We start from the raw sequence: 17,462 nt of genomic DNA on the forward strand, positions 1-17,462 counted from the left end.
GTCGTCGACGAGTTCCCTCGACATCGTGGGCGTCTCGGACGGCCTGGACCGGGCCTGAGCGGCGTGCGAATTCATTCGAACAGGTGCGCAGGGTGACCTTCATATCACGTTCCGTTGTCCAGCACAACTCGAGTCCGGCCTGATCCACCGTCAGAAAGCCTGTCTCGTCCGGGTGTTCGCATCGCGGGCTATCGATCTTCGACCTGGGCATGATGCTCAGGCACTGTCGACCGAGGGGAGGGAAGGCACCCGTGGGCGAGAAGGTCGTGGCGACCCGGGCGGAACTGGCCGACCGGCAGCTGTACCGCCGCAAGCTCCAGTCCTGCCAGGACGTGCTGGGGCGGATGCTCAGGGAGGAACGGTTCGACCGCCCGAAAGCGATGATGGGCCTGGAGATCGAACTCAACCTGGCCGACGAGCGCGGACTCCCGGTGCTCGGCAACGAACAGGTCCTGGACGCGATCTCCTCCGCCGACTTCCAGACCGAGCTCGGCCGGTTCAACATCGAGGTCAACATCGCCCCGCGCCGGCTCGGCGGCCACGTCTTCGAGGACCTCCGCGAGGAACTCGACACCGGCCTGCGCTACGCCGACCGCCGGGCCGCCGCCGCGGGCGCCCGGATCGTGATGGTCGGCATCCTGCCGACCCTCGGCCTCGAACACGCCGGGCTGGACGCGATGAGCCGCAACAACCGCTACACCCTGCTCAGCGACCAGATCCTGGCCGCCCGCGGCGAGGACATCGCCCTCGACATCGACGGCGTGGAACGCCTCGCCGTCGACTCGGTGTCGATGGTCGCCGAAGCCGCCGCCACCTCGCTGCAACTGCACCTCCAGGTCACCCCCGCCCGGTTCGCCTCGGTCTGGAACGCGGCCCAGTCGATCTGCGGCGCCCAGCTCGCGCTCGGCGCGAACTCCCCGTTCCTGTTCGGCCGCGAGCTGTGGCGCGAGACCCGCCCGGTCCTCTTCCAGCAGGCCTGCGACACCCGCTCGGCCGAGCTCAAGGCCCAGGGCGTGCGCCCCATCACCTGGTTCGGGGAGCGCTGGGTCGACTCCGCGCTCGACCTGTTCGCCGAGAACCTGCGCTACTTCCCGGCCCTGCTCCCGATCTGCGACGACGAGGACCCGGTCAAGGTGCTGGCCTCCGGCGGCGTCCCCCGGCTCGGCGAGATGCGCCTGCACAACGGCACCGTCTACCGCTGGAACCGCCCCGTGTACGACGTCGCCGACGGCGTCGCCCACCTGCGGGTGGAGAACCGCTGCCTGCCCGCCGGCCCCACCGTCGTCGACACCCTCGCCAACGCCGCCTTCTACTACGGCCTGGTCCGGGTGCTCGCCGAACAGCCCCGCCCGATCTGGACCAGGCTCCCCTTCGAGCGGGCCGACCAGAACTTCCAGAACGGCGCCCGCCACGGCATCGACGCCGTCCAGTGGTGGCCCCGCAGCGGCCGCGGCGCCCGCGGCCTGGTCGAACTCCCGGCCACCGACCTGGTCCTGAACGAACTGCTCCCGCTCGCCCACCAGGGCCTGGACGAGTGGGGCATCGAACCCCGCGACCGCGACCGCTACCTCGGCATCATCGAACAACGCTGCCTCCGCCGCACCAACGGCGCCGCCTGGCAGGCCGCCACCGTCCACCGCCTGCGCGAACACCACAACCTCGACCCCAACGAGGCCATCGCCGCCATGACCCGCCGCTACATCGACTGCATGCGCACCGGCGAACCCGTCCACACCTGGCCCCTCGACTGACCCCCAGCACTCCCTCCCTCCCACTTGCGGCGTTTGACGGGAGCCTCGTCTTCCGGCCTCCTCCCCGTTCCTCTTCTTCCTGTCCTTTCTTCTCTCCGGCCCCCGCGCCGCGGGCTGCCCGGTCCTCTCCCTCCCTCCCACTTGCGGCGTTTCACGGGAGCCTCGTCTTCCGGCCTCCTCCCCGTTCCTCTTCTTCCTGCCCCTTCTTCTCTCCGGCCCCCGCGCTGCGGGCTGCCCGGCCCTCTCCCTCCCCCCACTTGCGGCGTTTCACGGGAGCCTCATCTTCCTGTGAAAGGATGATCGGCCCGGGGCAGCAGCACGCCCCGGGCCGATCGTCCGCCCCCGGGAGACCCGTGACCACCGCCTCGGCCGAGCCCGCCACCACGCCCCAGACCCCCTCGCGCCGGCTGCTCGCCGCCGAACTGCTGATCGTCCTCGGCCTCTCCCTCGGCGCCAGCGGCATCAGCTCACTGATCAGCTTCGTCGGCTCGCTCACCGAACCCGCCGCGCTCGGCAGCCAGGTCGCCACCCTCAACGCCTCCCGCGCGCCCGGCCGCCCCTGGCTCGACCTCGCCTGGCAGCTCTACTACGTCGCCCGCGGCCTGATGCCCGTCGTCCTGGTCGGCTACCTGCTGGTCCGCGAGGGCGCCGCGCTGCGCGTCCTCGGCTTCGACCTGCGCCACAAGCTCTCCGACCTCGGCCGCGGCGCCGTGGTCGCCGCCTGCATCGGCGGTTCCGGCCTCGCCCTCTACCTCGGCGCCCAGGCGGCCGGCTTCAACCTCACCGTCGCCCCCTCCGGCCTGCCCGACGTCTGGTGGCGGATCCCCGTCCTGGTCGCCTCCGCCTGGCAGAACGCCGTCCTGGAGGAGGTCGTGGTGGTCGGCTACCTGCTGCGCCGCCTGCACCAACTCGGCTGGAGCTGGCCCGCGACGATCGTCGCCAGCTCGGTGCTGCGCGGCTCGTACCACCTCTACCAGGGCGTCGGCGGCCTGGTCGGCAACATGGTGATGGGCGTGGTCTTCTGCCTGCTCTACCGCCGCTGGCAGCGGGTCGGCCCGCTGGTCGCCGCGCACGCCCTGATCGACACCACCGCCTTCGTCGGCTACGCCCTGCTGGCCGGCCACGTCAGCTGGCTGCCCTGACCCGCCCCCGCCCCGCCCCGCCGCCTACGACCTGACACCCCGTCACCGCCCGGCGGTAGGGTGTCCCGGACGAGGACGGCTACGCGGAACGGGGGAGCGGCGGATGGACGGGGAACCGGCCAGCAGCAGCGAACGGGTGCGCCGGATCTCGGACGCCCTGCACAAGCTCACCGGCCGCCCGCCGGTCGTCGACCGCACCCGCACCGGGGCCACCCGGCTCTCCGTCCGGGTGGTCGAACAGCCCGACCGCACCCAGACCCTGGCGGTGCTGCGCGTCCTCGGCCTCGGCGACCGCTTCGGCCACAGCGACAACGCCCGCTGGCCGCACGTCTGGGTCGAGATCGCCGACCGCCCCGACCCGCTCCGGAACTGACCGCGCCCCGCTCCTCAGCAGGCCCACGGGTTCGGCCAGGCCCGCGACGGGGGCCGCCGCAGCAGCCGGTCCACGTGCTCGCGCTGCAGCCCCTGCGCCGGGTCGACCGGCAGCAGCAGCCGGTCCGCCCGCAGCACGCTGCGCCGCACCAGCCGCGGCGGGATGCAGTCGTCCACCCAGGCGAACGGGCGGCCCTGCGCGTGCCGCAGGATCGGCGCCCACTTGGCGGCCGAGAACAGCTCCATCAGCGGCACCCGCGGGTCGCCCGGCTGCGGCACGTACCCGCTGAACACCACCACCGGCAGCTCGGGCAGCCCGAGCAGCGGCGCGATGTGCTCGTTGGCCCGCTCCTCCCAGGTCGTGGCCCACACCAGCTCGTAGTGGTCGGCCAGTTCGCGCAGCCAGTCGCCGTGGCGCGGTGACAGCAGGACGGAGTAGCCGAGCAGGGTGTGGGTGTCGAAGTCGCCGTCGGGGTGCGGGAACACCGGGTTCAGCACCCCGTCGACGTCGAGGTACAGCAGTGGCTTGCCCATCCGGGCCTCCCAGGGTCGCGGCCGGTTACCTGATCGGACGAGCCGGGACCCCGGGAGGTTGCAAGCTGTCAGCGACTGTCACCCGGAAGTGACGGGTTCCGGTTCGGGCGCCCCGCTGGCCGCCGCGGGAACCGCACGCTCCAACCGCCGCACCTCCGGCACCAGCAGCACCAGCCCGGCCAGCACCGCACAGATCAGCGCGCACCCCCACAGCGCCCCCGACAGCCCGAACGCCGACGCCGCCGGACCGGCCAGCGCGGTGCCCAGCGGCAGCAGCGCGAACGAGCCGAACGAGTCGTACGCCGACATCCGCGACAGCAGCTCCTCCGGGATCTCCTGCTGGAGCGTCACCATCCAGCCCACCACGAACACCGTCGTCCCCACGCCCGCCAGGAACATCGCCAGCGCCACCGGCACCAGCGGCAGGCCCAGCGCCAGCGCCAGCGGCGGCAGCCCGAACAGGCACACCCCGCCGTTGCCCACCAGCAGCAGCCGGCGCGGCTGCCAGCGCGTCATCAACGGGCCCGCCGCGACCATGCCGACGCTCAGCGCGGCCATCGCCGCACCCCACGCCCCGGCACCGCCCATCCGGTCCTCGGCGACCACCGGCCCGTACACCGCCTCCACCGCGAGCACGCAGGCGTTCATCATCCCGAACTGCACCACGATCGCCCACAGCCACCGCCGGGCCCGGAACTCCCGCCAGCCGACCCGCAGTTCGTGCACCAGCCCCGGCCCGCCGGCCTCCCGCGCGACGGCCACCTGCTCCAGCCCGACCCGCAGCGCCGCCGCCACGGCGAAACACGCCGCGTCCACCGCCAGCACCCACCCGGGCCCGATCACCGCGACCAGCACCCCGCCGAGCGCGGCGCCCGCGATCGACGCGCCGTTCATCGCCATCTTGAACACCGAGAACGCCTTCGCCGCGTGCTCGACCGGCACCGCCTGCAGGATCACCCCCTCCGCGGCCGGCGCGTAGAACGCCTGCCCGGCCCCACCCGCCGCCGACAGCACCATCAACGCCCACAGACTCGGCTGCCCCAGCAGCACCAACGCCGCCAGCACCGCCTGCGAGACGGCGTTGAACACGTTCGCCCCGACCATCACCCAGTGCCGAGGCAACCGGTCCGCCACCGCCCCGCCCACCAGCAACAGCACCACCAACGGCACCGTCCGAGCCGCCGTCACGTACCCCACCTCGGCACTGCCCCACCCGGCCCCCGAGTGCAACACCGCGAACGCCGTGGCAATCGGCGCAGCCGCATTGCCCAGCCCACTCACCACCGTCGCCGCAGTCTGAATACGGTAATTACGCCCAGCCCAGGCCGAATCAAGGAACATCACCGCCCGACCATGACCCCACCCCACCCCCACTGTCCAGCACTTTTCCCCCGCCGTAGGCTGCCACGCCACCAGGCGGTTCCCTCTCCCTCCTCGCCGGAGGCGGCTCCCACCCCCTACCCCCCCGCCGGAGGCGCCTCTCACCCCAAGTGCCCCCACAGAAAGCTCACCGTGCGCCGCCAGGCGATCTCGGCCTGCAGCGGGTCGTACGTACTGGGCGTCTTCTCGTCGTTGAGGAAGGCGTGCCCGGCCGGGTAGAAGTGGATCTCGGGTCGGCGCCCGGTCGCCTCGCCGATCCGGATCGCGGCCTCGTCGACGGTCTCGACCGGCAGCGACGCGTCCTGTTCGCCGTAGTGGCCGAGGACGTGGGCGGTCAGGCCGGTGTAGGAGTGGTCCTGGTCCGGCAGCCCGTAGAAGGGGACGACCGCGGCGATCCGGTCGCCTTCCCGGGTGGCGAGGTGCAGGGCGAGGGCGCCGCCCATGCAGAGGCCGACGGCGCCGATCGCGTCGCCGACCGTCGCCGGGTGGTCGAGCAGGTGGTCGACGGCGGCGGAGAGTTGGGCGGCGGCGCGGTCCACCGGCAGGGCCCGTTTCATCTTCGCGGCCTCGGCCCGGTCGTGGGTGACGGTGCCGCCGTACAGGTCGGGGGCGAGGGCGACGAAGCCGGCCGCGGCGAAGCGGTCGGTGAGGTCGGCGACGTGCCGGGTGAGGCCCCACCACTCCTGGACGACCAGGACGCCGGGGCCGGTGCCGGCGGGCGGGAGGGCGAGGTAGCCGTGCAGGGTGCTTCCGGGGCCGGGGAAGCTGGTGTTCTGGCGGGCGGCGCCCATGGCCTCTCCGTCGGGACGGCCGCGTGCGGCAGCTCGCGGCGGGCAGCGGGGGGTTCGACTGGTACTCCGGGCGCGGGGGGGGGGGGGGGGGGGGGGGGGGGCCGCCCCCCCCCCGCCCCCCCCGCCCCGGCCCCCCCCGGGGGGGGGGGGCCCCCGGGGCCCCCCCCCCCCGCCGCGCCCGGAGTACCAGTCGAACTTGGCGATCCACTGCGCGGAGGCGGCCACCGACAGGGCGAGCGCCCGGATCCGGTTGGGGAACATCTCGCCGAGCAGCACCCAGACCACCACGCCCCAGGAGAAGGCGAAGCAGAACACGAAGACGTGCGCGGCGACCAGCGCCACGGTGGCGTACGAGTCGGCCAGGGTCGCGCTGTCGCCGGTGCCGTGCCGGAAGGAGAACGCCCAGGCGGCCAGCCCGAGCGCGACGGCCATGCCCGCGGAGCCGGCCAGCGCCAGCGGCTTGCGGCCGATCCGGTCGACCAGCAGCATGGCGACCACGGTGCCGACCACGTTGACGATCGAGGTGGAGAGCGAGATCAGCAGCGAGTTGGACTCGTCGATGCCGACCGACTGCCACAGGAACGACGAGTAGTAGAAGATCACGTTGATGCCGACGAACTGCTGGAACACCGAGGCGCCGATGCCGATCCAGACGATCGGCAGCAGTCCGAACCGCCCGCCGAGCAGGTCCTTGAGCCGCGGCTTGTGCTCGGTGTGCAGCACCCGCCGGATCTCGGCGATCCGGGCGTCCAGGTCGACGTCCGAGCCCTCGACCTCGGCGAGCACCTTGCGGGCCTGCGCCTCGCGCCCGTCGCTGATCAGGTAGCGCGGCGACTCGGGGATGGACAGCGCCATCAGCCCGTAGACGAGGGCGGGCACGGTCTCCACGCCGAGCATCCACTGCCAGGCCTGGACGCCCGCCAGGTGGTTGGTGGACTCGCCGCCGGCGGCCTGGTTGAGCGCCCAGTTGGCGAGCTGCGAGACGGTGATGCCGAGCACGATCGCCATCTGCTGGAAGGAGGCCAGCCGGCCCCGGTACGCGGTCGGCGCGACCTCGGCGATGTAGGTGGGGGCGATCACCGAGGCGATGCCGATGGCGATGCCGCCGAGCACGCGCCACACCCCGAGCACCTCGATGCTGGGCGGGAACATCGATCCGACGCCGCTGATGGCGAACAGCGTCGCGGCGAGCAGCATGGTGCGCACCCGCCCGTAGTGGTCGGCGAGCCAGCCGGCCACCACCGCGCCGGCCGCCGAGCCGAGCAGGGCGATGGCGACCACGAACGCGGTCTCGCCGTTGCCCACCCCGAAGTGCTTCTGGATGCCGGTGACCGCGCCGTTGATCACCGCACTGTCGTAGCCGAACAGGAACCCGCCCATCGCGGCGGCGGCGGAGATGAACACCACATGGCCGAGGTGCTCGTCCCCGGCGGCGGATTGGGTAGCCAGCGGTCTCTCCCTACGTGACGATCCGTCCGGTTGCGGGCGGAAATATCCGGAGGTAATTCGATCAGCGGCTACCCCGCCGCGCGCGTCCGACACGCCAGAACCGATGAACCGTCAGTCGGACGATCGGCCGGGGCGGTCCGTCCGCGCCGCCATCCGCCGCAGCAACTGGGCCCGCGCCCCGGCGTCCTGCGGGTTCCCGGTGGCCGCGTGCCGTTCGGCCAGCCGCTCGGCGACCTCGCCCTGCAGCTCGACCGGCTTCTTGTCGTCGTACTTGAACTTGGCCCGCACCTTGCGCACCGTCAGCCGCAGCCCGCGCACGCCGGTCAGCTGCGCCCAGTACGCGTTCCCCGGCTCGACCCGGTCGGCGGGGCACTCGGGCTGGAAGTGCGCCAGCTGCCGGTTGAGGATCGCCGCCTTGCCCGCCGGGTCGTCGACCGGTTCGGCGGTGCAGGAGAACTGCACGGACGCGTAGTAGCTGGTCGGCGTGTACGGCGCGCCGCGCCAGCGGCCGGGGGCGAAGGCGTAGTCGTCGGTGACGGCCAGCGTCACGCGCGGATCGGCGCGCACCGCCGCGAACAGCGGGTTGGGGGCGGCCAGGTGCAGCAGCACCTCGCCCGCGTCGGCGTCCAGCAGGAAGTGCGTGGGCACCAGGACGGGGCCCTCGGGCCCGTTGGCGGCCAGCGTCCCGAAGTCCCGCCCGGCCGCCAGCCACTGGCGCCACTCCGGCTCGGTGCCGCGGTCCCAGCCCCGGATCAGCACGCCAACTCCCGGACGTTGCGCGGCGGTTCGACGTCGGTGTGCGGGGAGGGCAGCGGCGCGCCGTAGGCCGGGGCGACCGGCAGCACGCCCGCCCAGTACGGCAGGCCGAGGTCCTCCGGCTCGTCGTTGACGCCGCCGGTGCGGGTCTTGGCCGACACCTGGTCCAGCTCCAGCCGGATCACCGCGGTGGCCGCCAGCTCCTTGGCGTTGCCCGGCCGGCACTCGGCGGAGCGGCCCGGCACCACCTGGTCGACGATCGCGTCCAGCGCCAGCCGCAGCTCCGCGGGGTCGGTGACCTGGTGGGCGGTGCCGTGCGCCACCACCGAGCGGTAGTTGACGGAGTGGTGGAAGGCGGACTTGGCCAGCACCAGCCCGTCCAGGTGCGTCACCGTCACGCACACCGGCAGCCCCCGCTCGTCCCGCGCCCCGTGCAGCGGCCGGCTGCCGGTGGAGCCGTGCAGGTACAGCCGGCGGCCGACCCGGGCGTACAGGGTGGGCAGCACCACCGGCGCGCCGTCCCGGACGAAGCCGAGGTGGCACAGGTACCCGGCGTCCAGGACCGCGTGCACCGCCTCCTCGTCCCAGGCGGCGCGCTCCTTGGAACGGGTCGGGGTGGTGAGGTCGTCGCGGGTGTACGACCCGCCGGGGCTGTCCGGCATGACAACTCCTCTGTACTAGTGCATAATCTTCTTTGTGCTAGGAGAGTATCGGATCACCGGGCGGCGGGCCAACGAGATTGCCGCCGACGTCGAACGCGCCGTCTCCGCAGGTCAGTTGGCCCCGGGCGGCGCGCTGCCCCCGCTGCGCGAGCTGGCCGGCGAGCTCGGCGTGAACCCCAACACCGTCGCCGCCGCCTACCGCCTGCTGCGCGAACGCGGCGTCATCGAGACCGCCGGTCGGCGCGGCAGCCGGATCCGCCCCCGTCCCGCCACCACCCCCCGCGACCAGGCCCGGCTGCCCGTCCCGCCCGGCGCCCGCGACCTGTCGGACGGCAACCCCGACCCGGCCCTGCTGCCCCCGCTCGGCCCCGCCCTGGCCGCCGCGGCCGCCGGGCCCACCGTCCTGTACGGAGACCCGGTCGCCGAGCCCGAACTGCTCGCCCGGTGCCGCGCCGAGTTCCGCGCCGACGGCGTCCCCGACGGCGAACTCGCCGTCTGCTCAGGCGCGTTGGACACCATCGCCCGGGTGCTCTCGGCCCACCTGCGCCCCGGCGACACCGTCGCCGTCGAGGACCCGGGCTGGGGCAGCCTGCTCGACCTGCTGCCCGCCCTCGGCCTGCGCACCGCCCCCGTCCCGGTCGACGACCAGGGCCCGCTGCCCGGCCCGGTCGCCGCCGCCCTCGACCACGGCGCCCGCGCCCTGATCGTCACCAGCCGCGCCCAGAACCCCACCGGCGCCGCCCTCACCCCCGCCCGCGCCGCCGAACTGCGCGCCGTCCTGGCCGAGCGCCCCACCACCGTCCTGATCGAGGACGACCACGGCCACGACCTGATCGACCAGCCCTTCCACTCGCTGGCCGCCGGCACCGTCACGCACTGGACGCTGGTCCGCTCCGCCTCCAAGGCGCTCGCCCCCGACCTGCGGGTCGCCGTCAGCATCGGCGACGCCGACACCGTCGCCCGCGTCCTGGGCCGCCAGCGCCTGGACGCCGGCTGGGTCAGCCACCTGCTGCAACGCGCCGTCCTCGCCCTGCGCCGCGACCCGCCCGACCCCGCCCCCGTCTACCGGGCCCGCCGCGAGGCCCTGCTCGCCGCCCTCGCCGCCCACGGCATCCGCGCCCACGGCGTCAGCGGCCTCAACGTCTGGGTCCCCGTCCCCGACGAGACCGCCACCACCGCCGCCCTCCTCCAACGCGGCTGGGTCACCGCCCCCGGCTCCCGCTTCCGCCTCGCCTCCCCGCCCGGCCTGCGGATCACCGTCTCCACCCTCACCCCCACCGAGGCCACCACCCTCGCCGCCGACCTCGCCGCCGCCCTCTCCACCACCCCCACCACCGACTCCCGCCTCACCTGACCCGCGTGCTGATCCACCTCACCCGCCTCCGACCCGGCCGCCCCCCGCTCGCCGAGGTCCGCACCCCGTACGGCCCGGCCGTCGCCGCCTGGCGCGGCGACCCGGCCGCCCCGCCCGGCCCCTACCGCGTCGAGTGGACCCTCGACGAGGCCCGCGCCACCGTCCGCCCCGCCCCCGGCCCGGCCCCGGCCGTCCGCACCGAGGGCGGACTCCTGCTGCTGACCGGCGAGTTCGACGGCACCGGCGTGCTGCGCACCGGCGACAGCCTCGTCCTGCTCGACCTCCCCGCCCCGCCCGGCCGGATCGAGGTCGCCGTCCCGTGCGTCCACGCCGAGCTGTACCCGTACTCGACGTGACGAAGGCCCCGCCCGTCCCCGGGCGGGGCCTTCGCGCGCCGGCGGGCCTCAGCCCTTGGCCAGCAGCGCCTGCGCGTGCTCGCGCACCTCGTCGCGCGACAGGTACGCGTCGGTGTACTCGAAGTCCCGCAGCCGGGCGGGCTGGCGGGCCAGGAAGCCGGTGCGGACGAAGTCGTCGCCCGCGGTGGCGTTCAGCAGCCAGTTCGCCGCCGTGCGGTACTTCGCGGTGTTGGTGCGCATCGCCATCACGTGGTAGCCGCGGGCCACCGCCTGGGCGGGCGCGCCGTGCAGTTCGACGCCCATCGGCTTGGACACCGCGTCCTTGCCGCCGAGGTCGACGACCAGCCCGAGGTCCTTGTGGAAGTACGGCTGCAGCGGCTGGTTGCGCAGCGCCGCGACCAGGTTCTCGGCGACCCGCTTGCCCTGCCGGGCCGAGTGCTGCGCGGTGGGCGGGCACACCGCCCCGTCGCCCTTGGCCAGGTCCGGCACCGCCGCCGCGTCGCCGAGCGCGAACACGCCCTCGAACTGCGGGACCCGCATCTCCGCGGTCACCGCGAGCCGCCCGCGCACCGTCTCCGCGTCCAGCGTGCCGACCAGCGGGGAGGCGGCCACGCCGGCCGTCCAGATCAGGGTCCGGCAGGGCAGGGTGCGCCCGTCGGTGAACTTGACCGTCTCCGGGCCGACTTCGGCGATCGACACGCCCAGCGACACGTCCACGCCGCGCCGGCGCAGGATCTCCATGGCGGTGACGCCCAGCTTGTCGCCGAGTTCGGGCATCAGCTTCGGGGCGATGTCGATCAGGTGCCACTTGATCAGGTGCGGGTCCAGCCGCGGGTAGCGCCTGATCGCCGCCGTGGTCAGCCGCTGCAGGCAGGCCGCCGTCTCGGTGCCCGCGTACCCGCCGCCGACCACCACGAACTGCAGCCGGGAGGCCCGCTCGTTCTCGTCCATCGACGCGGACGCCAGGTCGAGTTGGGCGATCACGTGGTCGCGGATGTAGGTGGCCTCGGCGAGCGTCTTCATGCCGCGCGCGTAGTCCGGCAGGCCGGGGATGTCGAAGGTCCGGGTGACGCTGCCCGGCGCGAGCACCAGGTAGTCGTACTTCTCCGCCACCACCTCGTCGGTGATCTTGCGGACCACGGCGACCTTCGACCGCGGATCGATGCCGATCGCCCCGCCCGGCACGATGTGGGTGCGCCGCAGCGAGCGCCGCAGCGAGATCGCCACCGACTGCGGGGTCAGCACCCCGGCCGCGACGTGCGGCAGCAGCGGCAGGTAGAGCTGGTACGAGAACGGCGTGACCAGGGAGATCTCCGCCTCGGAGGGGGCGAGCTTGCGCTCCAGGCGGCGCGCGCACTCGAGTCCGGCGAAGCCGCCGCCGACGATCAGGATCCGAGGTCGTTCCATCTTCATCCCCTACTGTGTGCAGGTCCGTGAGTGGCAAGGACGACTGTTGGCCACACTCGCACGGGGTAACGGCGGGTGCATCTCCAACGGCTGCCGGGCGCCTGCCCGGCGGGCGCGCGGCCATGCCCCCGCCGGGGCCGCTAGGCTGTCCGGATGCTCTCCGAGGTGACGGCCGTCCGCTACGCGACGCCGCTGCGCGAAGGCGGTTCGATGCCCGGCCTCATCGAGGCCGACGACCGCCGCCTGTACGTCCTGAAGTGGGTCGGCGCGGCCCAGGGCCGCAAGGCGCTGGTGGCCGAGGTGCTGGCCGGCGAACTCGGCCGCCGGCTCGGCCTGCCGGTGCCCGAACTCGCCCTGGTCGACCTGGACCCGGTGCTCGCCCGCAGCGAGCCCGAGGTGCAGATCCAGGACCAGATGCGGGCCAGCGGCGGCACCAACCTCGGCATGGCCTACGTCTCCGGGGCACTGAACTTCGACCCGCTCTGCTTCGAGGTCGAGGACGACTTCGCCGCCCGGGTGCTCTGGTTCGACGCCCTGATCGGCAACGTCGACCGCTCCTGGCGCAACCCCAACCTGCTGGTCGCGGCCGGCGGCCTGCGGCTGATCGACCACGGCGCCAGCCTGATCTTCCACCACAGCTGGCCGGGCGCTGAGAAGTGGCGCCGCAAGCCCTACGACGCCTCCGACCACGCGCTGCGGCACGCCGCCGCCCACCTGCCGGCCGTCGACGCCGAACTCGCCGCGCTCGCCGAGCGGGCGCTGCCCGCCGCGGTCGCCGCCGTCCCCGACGTCTGGCTGGCCGACGAACCCGGCTTCGCCGGCCCCGAGGACGTCCGCGCCGCGTACACCGAACAACTCACCGCCCGCCTCGCCGGGCCCCGCGACTGGCTCCCGGAGGTGGCGTCCTGATGGAGGACCGGCCCGCCCACGACTACGAGTACGCGCTGATCCGGGCGGTGCCCCGGGTCGAGCGCGGCGAGTGCGTCAACATCGGGGTGCTGCTGTACTGCCGGGGCGCCGAGTACCTGGGCGCCCGCACCCACCTCGACCAGGGCCGGCTGCTCGCCCTGGACGCGCTGGCCGACGTCGCCGGGGTGCGGCGGGCGCTGCGCGGCATCGAGGCGGTCTGCGCGGGCGGCGAGGCCGCCGGGCCGGCCGCCCGGGACACCGCCGGGCAGCGCTTCCGCTGGCTGACCGCCCCGCGCAGCGCCGTCGTCCAGCCCGGCCCCGTGCACACCGGGCTGACCGCCGACCCGGCCGCGGAACTGCACCACCTGTTCGACCGTCTGGTGCTCTGAGGGCGGCGCGGCGTCCACCGGCCGTCCACGGGATCCGCAAACTACTTGCCAGACTCAATACTGGAGTCACTGAAACGAATGGGCGTACCCTGACCGCCATGGGCAGCACCACAGGCACCGGCACCGCCGGCACCGCACCCTCCACCACCGAGCTGATGGAACAGATCGCGGCCGTCGGCACCGCCTACTTCCAGGACTACGCCGTCGCCGCGGCCCGCCACGGCCTCAACTCCTCGCAGGCCAAGGCGCTCAAGGCGGTCCTCGAACCCGTCCCGATGCGCGCCCTGGCCGGCCGCCTCGGCTGCGACGCCTCCAACGTCACCGGCATCGTCGACCGCCTCGAAGCGCTCGGCTACGCCCGCCGCGAGGCCGCCGCCGCCGACCGCCGGGTCAAGATCGTCACCATCACCGACCAGGGCCGCGAGGTGCTCGGCCGGATCCGCGACGACATGACCCGCGCCCGCGCCGCCTTCGACAGCCTCGACCCCGAGCAGCGCACCGCCCTGGCCGGCCTCTGCGACCAGGTCCTGCCGCTGCTGCTGCGCCCCTGCACCCCGCCCCCGCAGTGACTGTCGGTGGCGTGCCGTACGCTCACCGGATGCACCAGGACCAGGGCAACGGATGGACCGCCACCGGGCTGCACTGGCGGGACGGCGCGCCCCGCCTCACCGCCACCGACGGCCGCGAGCGCCACGACCGGCCGCTCACCGACGGCCTGGCCGTCGCCTGGCGGATCGCCGGCCCCCGCCGCTGCACCGGCGCGCACACCGAGCGCGGCCACCGGCCCTGCCCGCACCGCGCCGAGGTCGCCCCCGAGGGCACCACCAGCCAGTGCCCGAGCTGCCAGAACGCCGACCGCGGCCTCCAGCTCGCCCGGGACCGCATCCTCGACGACGGCCGCGACTACCGCCTCTACCTCGCCTGGTTCGCCCCCGGCCTGCTCAAGGTCGGCCTCACCGCCGAGGAGCGCGGCACCGTCCGCCTGCTCGAACAGGCCGCCCTCACCTGGACGTTCGTCGCCCGCGGCCCGCTCCCGGCCGTCCGCCGGGCCGAACTCGCCGTCGCGCACGCCAAACTGGCCCGCGAGCGGATCCCCGCCGCCGCCAAGTACCCGGCCTGGTGGAGCCTGCCCGCCCCCGCCCAGCGGCACGACGCGCTCACCGCCGCCCGCACCCGCGTCCACCGGCTGCTCGCCGAGCCCGGCCGCGGGCCCGAACGGCTGGAACTGCTCGCCGACCACCCCGTGGTCGACCAGGTCGAGCTCTACGGCCTCGGCGACGGCGCCCCCGACCACTACCAGCAGGTCAAGGCCCTCACCGACGGCGCCCGGCTGGCCGGCCGGCTGCGCCGCCCGATCGGCGGCCACCTCTTCCTCGACCGGCCCGACGGCCCCCCGCTGCTGCTCGACACCCGCCTGCTCACCGGCTGGACGCTGCACGCCGCACCCGACGCCGACGGCTGCGAGGGCCTGGCCCTGCTCCCCAGGGCCCGCCCGGCCGCCGAACAGGACGCCCTGTTCTGAGCCGGACGCCCGCCGCCCCCGCAGGTCAGCCCTTCTTCCGGGCCTCCTGCTTCTGCCGCGCCCCGACCGCCGCCAGCGCCATGTCCTGCGCCTGCGACTTCAGGTTCTTGTAGCCGTACCCGCGGTCGGTCAGCCACAGCTCCGCCGCCGTCTCGGCCCGCACCGACGCCGCCACCACGTCCTCCTCCGCCTCCCCGTACTCCAGGAAGCGGAAGGTGAAGAACGGGCGCGCCGACAGGTCGTACGTCAGGTGCCCCTCCTCGGTGAACTCCGCCCGCAGTACGTCGTGTTCGGCGGCCGCGGCCTGCAACTCGGCCCGCTGCTCGTCCGTCAGGGCGTCGAAGGAGCCGCGGACCATGATCCGGAAGGTGCGCTTGGTCATGCCCGGACCCTAACCCGTCCGCTCCCCGCCGCTCACCCCGATTTCCCCGCCGCCACCCGCCACCTGCTCGAACGCGGCCCGCAGCGGCTCCGGCAGCGGCCCGTGGTGGGCCACCGTCAGCCGGCGGGTGGCCCGGGTCAGCGCCACGTACAGGTCGTTGCCGCCGCGCGGGGACTGCGCCCGGATCGCCGCCGGGTCCGCCACCACCACCGCGTCGAACTCCAGGCCCTTGCACCGCGCCGCGCTCAGCGCGCCCAGGTGCGCCAGCTCGGCGAGCCGGGCGTCCGGCACCACCAGGCCCGTCACGCCCGCGCCGGGGCCGTCCGGGGCCAGCAGCGCGGGCAGTTCGGCCGCGTAGTCGGCGACCCGCACCGCCCGCGGCGGCTCCCCATCCGTGCGCACCGGCACCGGGGCGCGCGCCGCCGGGTCCACGTCCGCCAGCACCGCGGCCGCCACCGCCATCACCGGCGCCGGGGTGCGGTAGCCGATCTCCAGCCGCTCCTCGCGCCAGCGGGTGCCCAGGTAACGGCCCAGCACCTGCTGCCAGTCGCGGGCGCCCGCCGCCGAGGAGGTCTGCGCCAGGTCGCCCACCACGGTCAGCGAACGGGTCGGGATCCGCCGCATCACCGTCCGCCAGGCCAGCTCCGACAGCTCCTGCGCCTCGTCCACCACCACGTGCCCGAACGTCCACTCCCGGTCGTCCGCCGCCCGCTCGGCCGCCGCCCGGTACGGGTCCGCCTCCGCGTGCCGGGCGGCCAGCTCCGCCGGGTCCAGCTCGCCGGCCTGCCCGGTCACCTCCAGCACCCCGTGCGCGTACGCCTCGGCGGCGGCCCGCGCGCGCTCGCCGGCCGCCTCGGCCGCGCGCTCGGCCGCGCCGTCCGAGCCGAGCAGTTCGGCGGCCTCGTCCAGCAGCGGGACGTCCTCCACCGTCCACGGCGCGCCCGGGGCGCGGCGCAGCGCGGCCCGTTCGGCGGGGGAGAGGCCGGGGGCCAGCGCGTCCGGGTCGGCGAGCAGGGCCTCGACCAGCCGGTGCGGGGTGAGCAGCGGCCACAGCGCGTCCAGCGCGGCCCGGACGGCCGGTTCGGCCCCCAGCTCGCCGGGGGCGTACCGGGCCTCCTCCTCGTCCCAGGGGCGGCCGAGCTCCTCGGCCCGGACGCGGGCCAGGCCCTCCAGGGCGGCCGCCAGGAAGACGGGCCGGGCGGCGTTGTGCGGCAGCCGCAGGCCGCGGGCGCGCTCCCGGGCGGCGTGCAGCACCCGCCGGGGCAGCGGCAGGTCGAGCGCGGCGATCCGCCCGTCCCCGGCGGGCAGGCGCTGGTGCAGGCGCACCGCCCCGGCCAGCACGTCCGCCATCCGCAGCGAGCCCTTCAGCACGGCGGCCTCCGGCCGGTCGGCGGCGGTGGCCCGGACGCCGGGGAACAGTTCGCCGACGGTGCGCAGCAGCACCCCGGTCTCGCCGAGCGAGGGCAGCACCCGTTCGATGTGGCGCAGGAAGGCCGGGTTCGGGCCGATCACCAGCACCCCGCGCCGCTCCAGCACCTCCCGGTGGGTGTAGAGCAGGTACGCGGCGCGGTGCAGCGCGGCGACGGTCTTGCCGGTGCCCGGGCCGCCGTGCACCACCAGCGCACCGGCCAGTCCGGAGCGGATCACCCGGTCCTGCTCGCCCTGGATGGTGGCCACCACCTCGCGCATCCGTCCCGTCCCGGCCCGGCGCAGTTCGGCCAGCAGGGCGGCCTCGCCGACCAGGGTGGCGCGGGCGCCGGCCGCGTCCAGCGCGTCCAGGTCGAACGCCTCGTCGTCCAGGCCGACCACCCGGCGGCCCTCGGTGCGCAGGTGCCGGCGGCGCACCAGGCCCTGCGGGTCGGCCGGGCCCGCCGTGTAGAAGGGGCGGGCGGCGGGGGCCCGCCAGTCCAGCAGCAGCGGCTCGAACTCCCCGTCCAGCAGCCCGGTCCGGCCGATGTAGCGGCTGCCGCCGTCGCCGCCGTCGATCCGGCCGAAGCACAGGCCGCGTTCGACGGCGGTCAGCCGGGCGAGCCGGCCGGCCCGCTCGGCGTGCGCCACCTCGCGCTCCAGCCGGGCCTGCCGGGTGCCGTCGCGGGGGGCGCGGACGGTCCGTTCGAGTGCGGCGCGGGCCTCGGTGCGGGCGGCGTCCAGGTGGGCGTAGAGCTCGGTCAACCGCTGCTGTTCGAGGCCGAGTTGGGCGGTGAGCAGTGGGTCGGCGGCGATCTCGTTCATGAGTGTGGTATCCTTGCGGTGAGAAGTTTTTATTCGCGGCATTGCAGGCGAACTCAACCGGTCATGGTACCCGT

The 17,462-nt window shown here is 74.8% G+C and carries 17 protein-coding genes and 1 pseudogene; 9 read left to right on the plus strand and 9 right to left on the minus strand.

Features of this window, described 5'->3' with window-relative positions; all coding sequences use genetic code 11:
- Positions 1–251 precede the first annotated feature (251 nt).
- From IH44_RS0122900 to IH44_RS0122910, 3 genes are all read left to right on the plus strand, one after another.
- Entirely contained in the window at positions 252–1,751 is a 1,500-nt protein-coding gene (locus tag IH44_RS0122900; protein WP_030461564.1) for a hypothetical protein, read from the plus strand.
- 353 nt (positions 1,752–2,104) lie between these two features.
- Positions 2,105–2,893 (plus strand): CPBP family intramembrane glutamic endopeptidase, encoded by a 789-nt coding sequence (locus tag IH44_RS0122905; RefSeq protein WP_030461565.1) that lies wholly within the window; start codon positions 2,105–2,107, stop codon positions 2,891–2,893.
- Positions 2,894–2,996: 103 nt separating this feature from the next.
- On the plus strand, positions 2,997–3,266 hold the full coding sequence (locus tag IH44_RS0122910; RefSeq protein WP_030461566.1) for a hypothetical protein: 270 nt from the start codon (positions 2,997–2,999) through the stop codon (positions 3,264–3,266).
- A gap of 14 nt (positions 3,267–3,280) precedes the next feature.
- Here the strand turns inward: IH44_RS0122910 and IH44_RS0122915 are convergent, their stop codons facing one another.
- The 6 genes and pseudogenes from IH44_RS0122915 to IH44_RS0122935 form a co-directional block, all read right to left on the minus strand.
- Positions 3,281–3,799 (minus strand): HAD domain-containing protein, encoded by a 519-nt coding sequence (locus IH44_RS0122915; protein ID WP_030461567.1) that lies wholly within the window; start codon positions 3,797–3,799, stop codon positions 3,281–3,283.
- A 78-nt stretch (positions 3,800–3,877) separates the two neighbouring features.
- The gene (locus IH44_RS0122920; protein ID WP_030461568.1) at positions 3,878–5,140 is read right to left on the minus strand and encodes an MFS transporter; all 1,263 of its coding nucleotides are present in this window, start codon (positions 5,138–5,140) and stop codon (positions 3,878–3,880) included.
- Positions 5,141–5,280: 140 nt separating this feature from the next.
- Positions 5,281–5,970 (minus strand): dienelactone hydrolase family protein, encoded by a 690-nt coding sequence (locus IH44_RS47350; RefSeq protein WP_198545026.1) that lies wholly within the window; start codon positions 5,968–5,970, stop codon positions 5,281–5,283.
- A gap of 192 nt (positions 5,971–6,162) precedes the next feature.
- A pseudogene (locus IH44_RS47355) lies at positions 6,163–7,419 on the minus strand (sugar porter family MFS transporter); the annotation flags it as partial.
- 111 nt (positions 7,420–7,530) lie between these two features.
- Positions 7,531–8,178, minus strand: a complete 648-nt coding sequence (locus IH44_RS0122930) for an FMN-binding negative transcriptional regulator (RefSeq protein WP_030461570.1) — start codon at positions 8,176–8,178, stop codon at positions 7,531–7,533.
- Positions 8,172–8,837: a pyridoxamine 5'-phosphate oxidase family protein gene (locus IH44_RS0122935; protein WP_030461571.1), complete on the minus strand. Its 666-nt coding sequence runs from the start codon at positions 8,835–8,837 to the stop codon at positions 8,172–8,174. The genes IH44_RS0122930 and IH44_RS0122935 overlap by 7 nt, the downstream gene beginning before the upstream one ends.
- Before the next feature lie 34 nt (positions 8,838–8,871).
- On the opposite strand from IH44_RS0122935, the gene IH44_RS0122940 reads away from it, so the two are divergent.
- Together IH44_RS0122940 and IH44_RS0122945 are read left to right on the plus strand one after the other, a co-directional pair.
- A complete protein-coding gene (locus IH44_RS0122940; RefSeq protein WP_035956114.1) occupies positions 8,872–10,191 on the plus strand; it encodes an aminotransferase class I/II-fold pyridoxal phosphate-dependent enzyme in 1,320 nt (439 codons plus the stop codon).
- Between the two features lie 5 nt (positions 10,192–10,196).
- Positions 10,197–10,547: a hypothetical protein gene (locus IH44_RS0122945; protein WP_030461573.1), complete on the plus strand. Its 351-nt coding sequence runs from the start codon at positions 10,197–10,199 to the stop codon at positions 10,545–10,547.
- A gap of 48 nt (positions 10,548–10,595) precedes the next feature.
- On the opposite strand, the gene IH44_RS0122950 is transcribed toward IH44_RS0122945, so the two are convergent.
- Positions 10,596–11,954 (minus strand): NAD(P)/FAD-dependent oxidoreductase, encoded by a 1,359-nt coding sequence (locus tag IH44_RS0122950; protein ID WP_030461574.1) that lies wholly within the window; start codon positions 11,952–11,954, stop codon positions 10,596–10,598.
- 153 nt (positions 11,955–12,107) lie between these two features.
- Here IH44_RS0122950 and IH44_RS0122955 point away from each other — a divergent pair, with 153 nt between their 5' ends.
- The 4 genes from IH44_RS0122955 to IH44_RS0122970 all read left to right on the plus strand — a co-directional run bounded on the left by IH44_RS0122955 (position 12,108) and on the right by IH44_RS0122970 (position 14,774).
- Positions 12,108–12,863, plus strand: coding sequence for a HipA family kinase (locus IH44_RS0122955; protein ID WP_030461575.1), 756 nt, complete (start codon positions 12,108–12,110; stop codon positions 12,861–12,863).
- Complete coding sequence (locus IH44_RS0122960; protein WP_030461576.1) at positions 12,863–13,252, plus strand: DUF3037 domain-containing protein; 390 nt, start codon at positions 12,863–12,865, stop codon at positions 13,250–13,252. The genes IH44_RS0122955 and IH44_RS0122960 overlap by 1 nt, the downstream gene beginning before the upstream one ends.
- A gap of 98 nt (positions 13,253–13,350) precedes the next feature.
- Positions 13,351–13,821, plus strand: coding sequence for a MarR family winged helix-turn-helix transcriptional regulator (locus tag IH44_RS0122965; RefSeq protein WP_030461577.1), 471 nt, complete (start codon positions 13,351–13,353; stop codon positions 13,819–13,821).
- 29 nt (positions 13,822–13,850) lie between these two features.
- Positions 13,851–14,774: a DUF2797 domain-containing protein gene (locus IH44_RS0122970; RefSeq protein WP_051817203.1), complete on the plus strand. Its 924-nt coding sequence runs from the start codon at positions 13,851–13,853 to the stop codon at positions 14,772–14,774.
- A gap of 25 nt (positions 14,775–14,799) precedes the next feature.
- Here the strand turns inward: IH44_RS0122970 and IH44_RS0122975 are convergent, their stop codons facing one another.
- The gene (locus tag IH44_RS0122975) at positions 14,800–15,156 is read right to left on the minus strand and encodes a DUF6204 family protein (protein WP_030461579.1); all 357 of its coding nucleotides are present in this window, start codon (positions 15,154–15,156) and stop codon (positions 14,800–14,802) included.
- A 9-nt stretch (positions 15,157–15,165) separates the two neighbouring features.
- Entirely contained in the window at positions 15,166–17,388 is a 2,223-nt protein-coding gene (locus IH44_RS0122980; RefSeq protein ID WP_051817204.1) for an ATP-binding domain-containing protein, read from the minus strand.
- Positions 17,389–17,462 lie beyond the last annotated feature (74 nt).

This window comes from Kitasatospora sp. NRRL B-11411, assembly GCF_000721345.1.
In the GTDB taxonomy this organism is placed as follows: domain Bacteria; phylum Actinomycetota; class Actinomycetes; order Streptomycetales; family Streptomycetaceae; genus Kitasatospora; species Kitasatospora cineracea.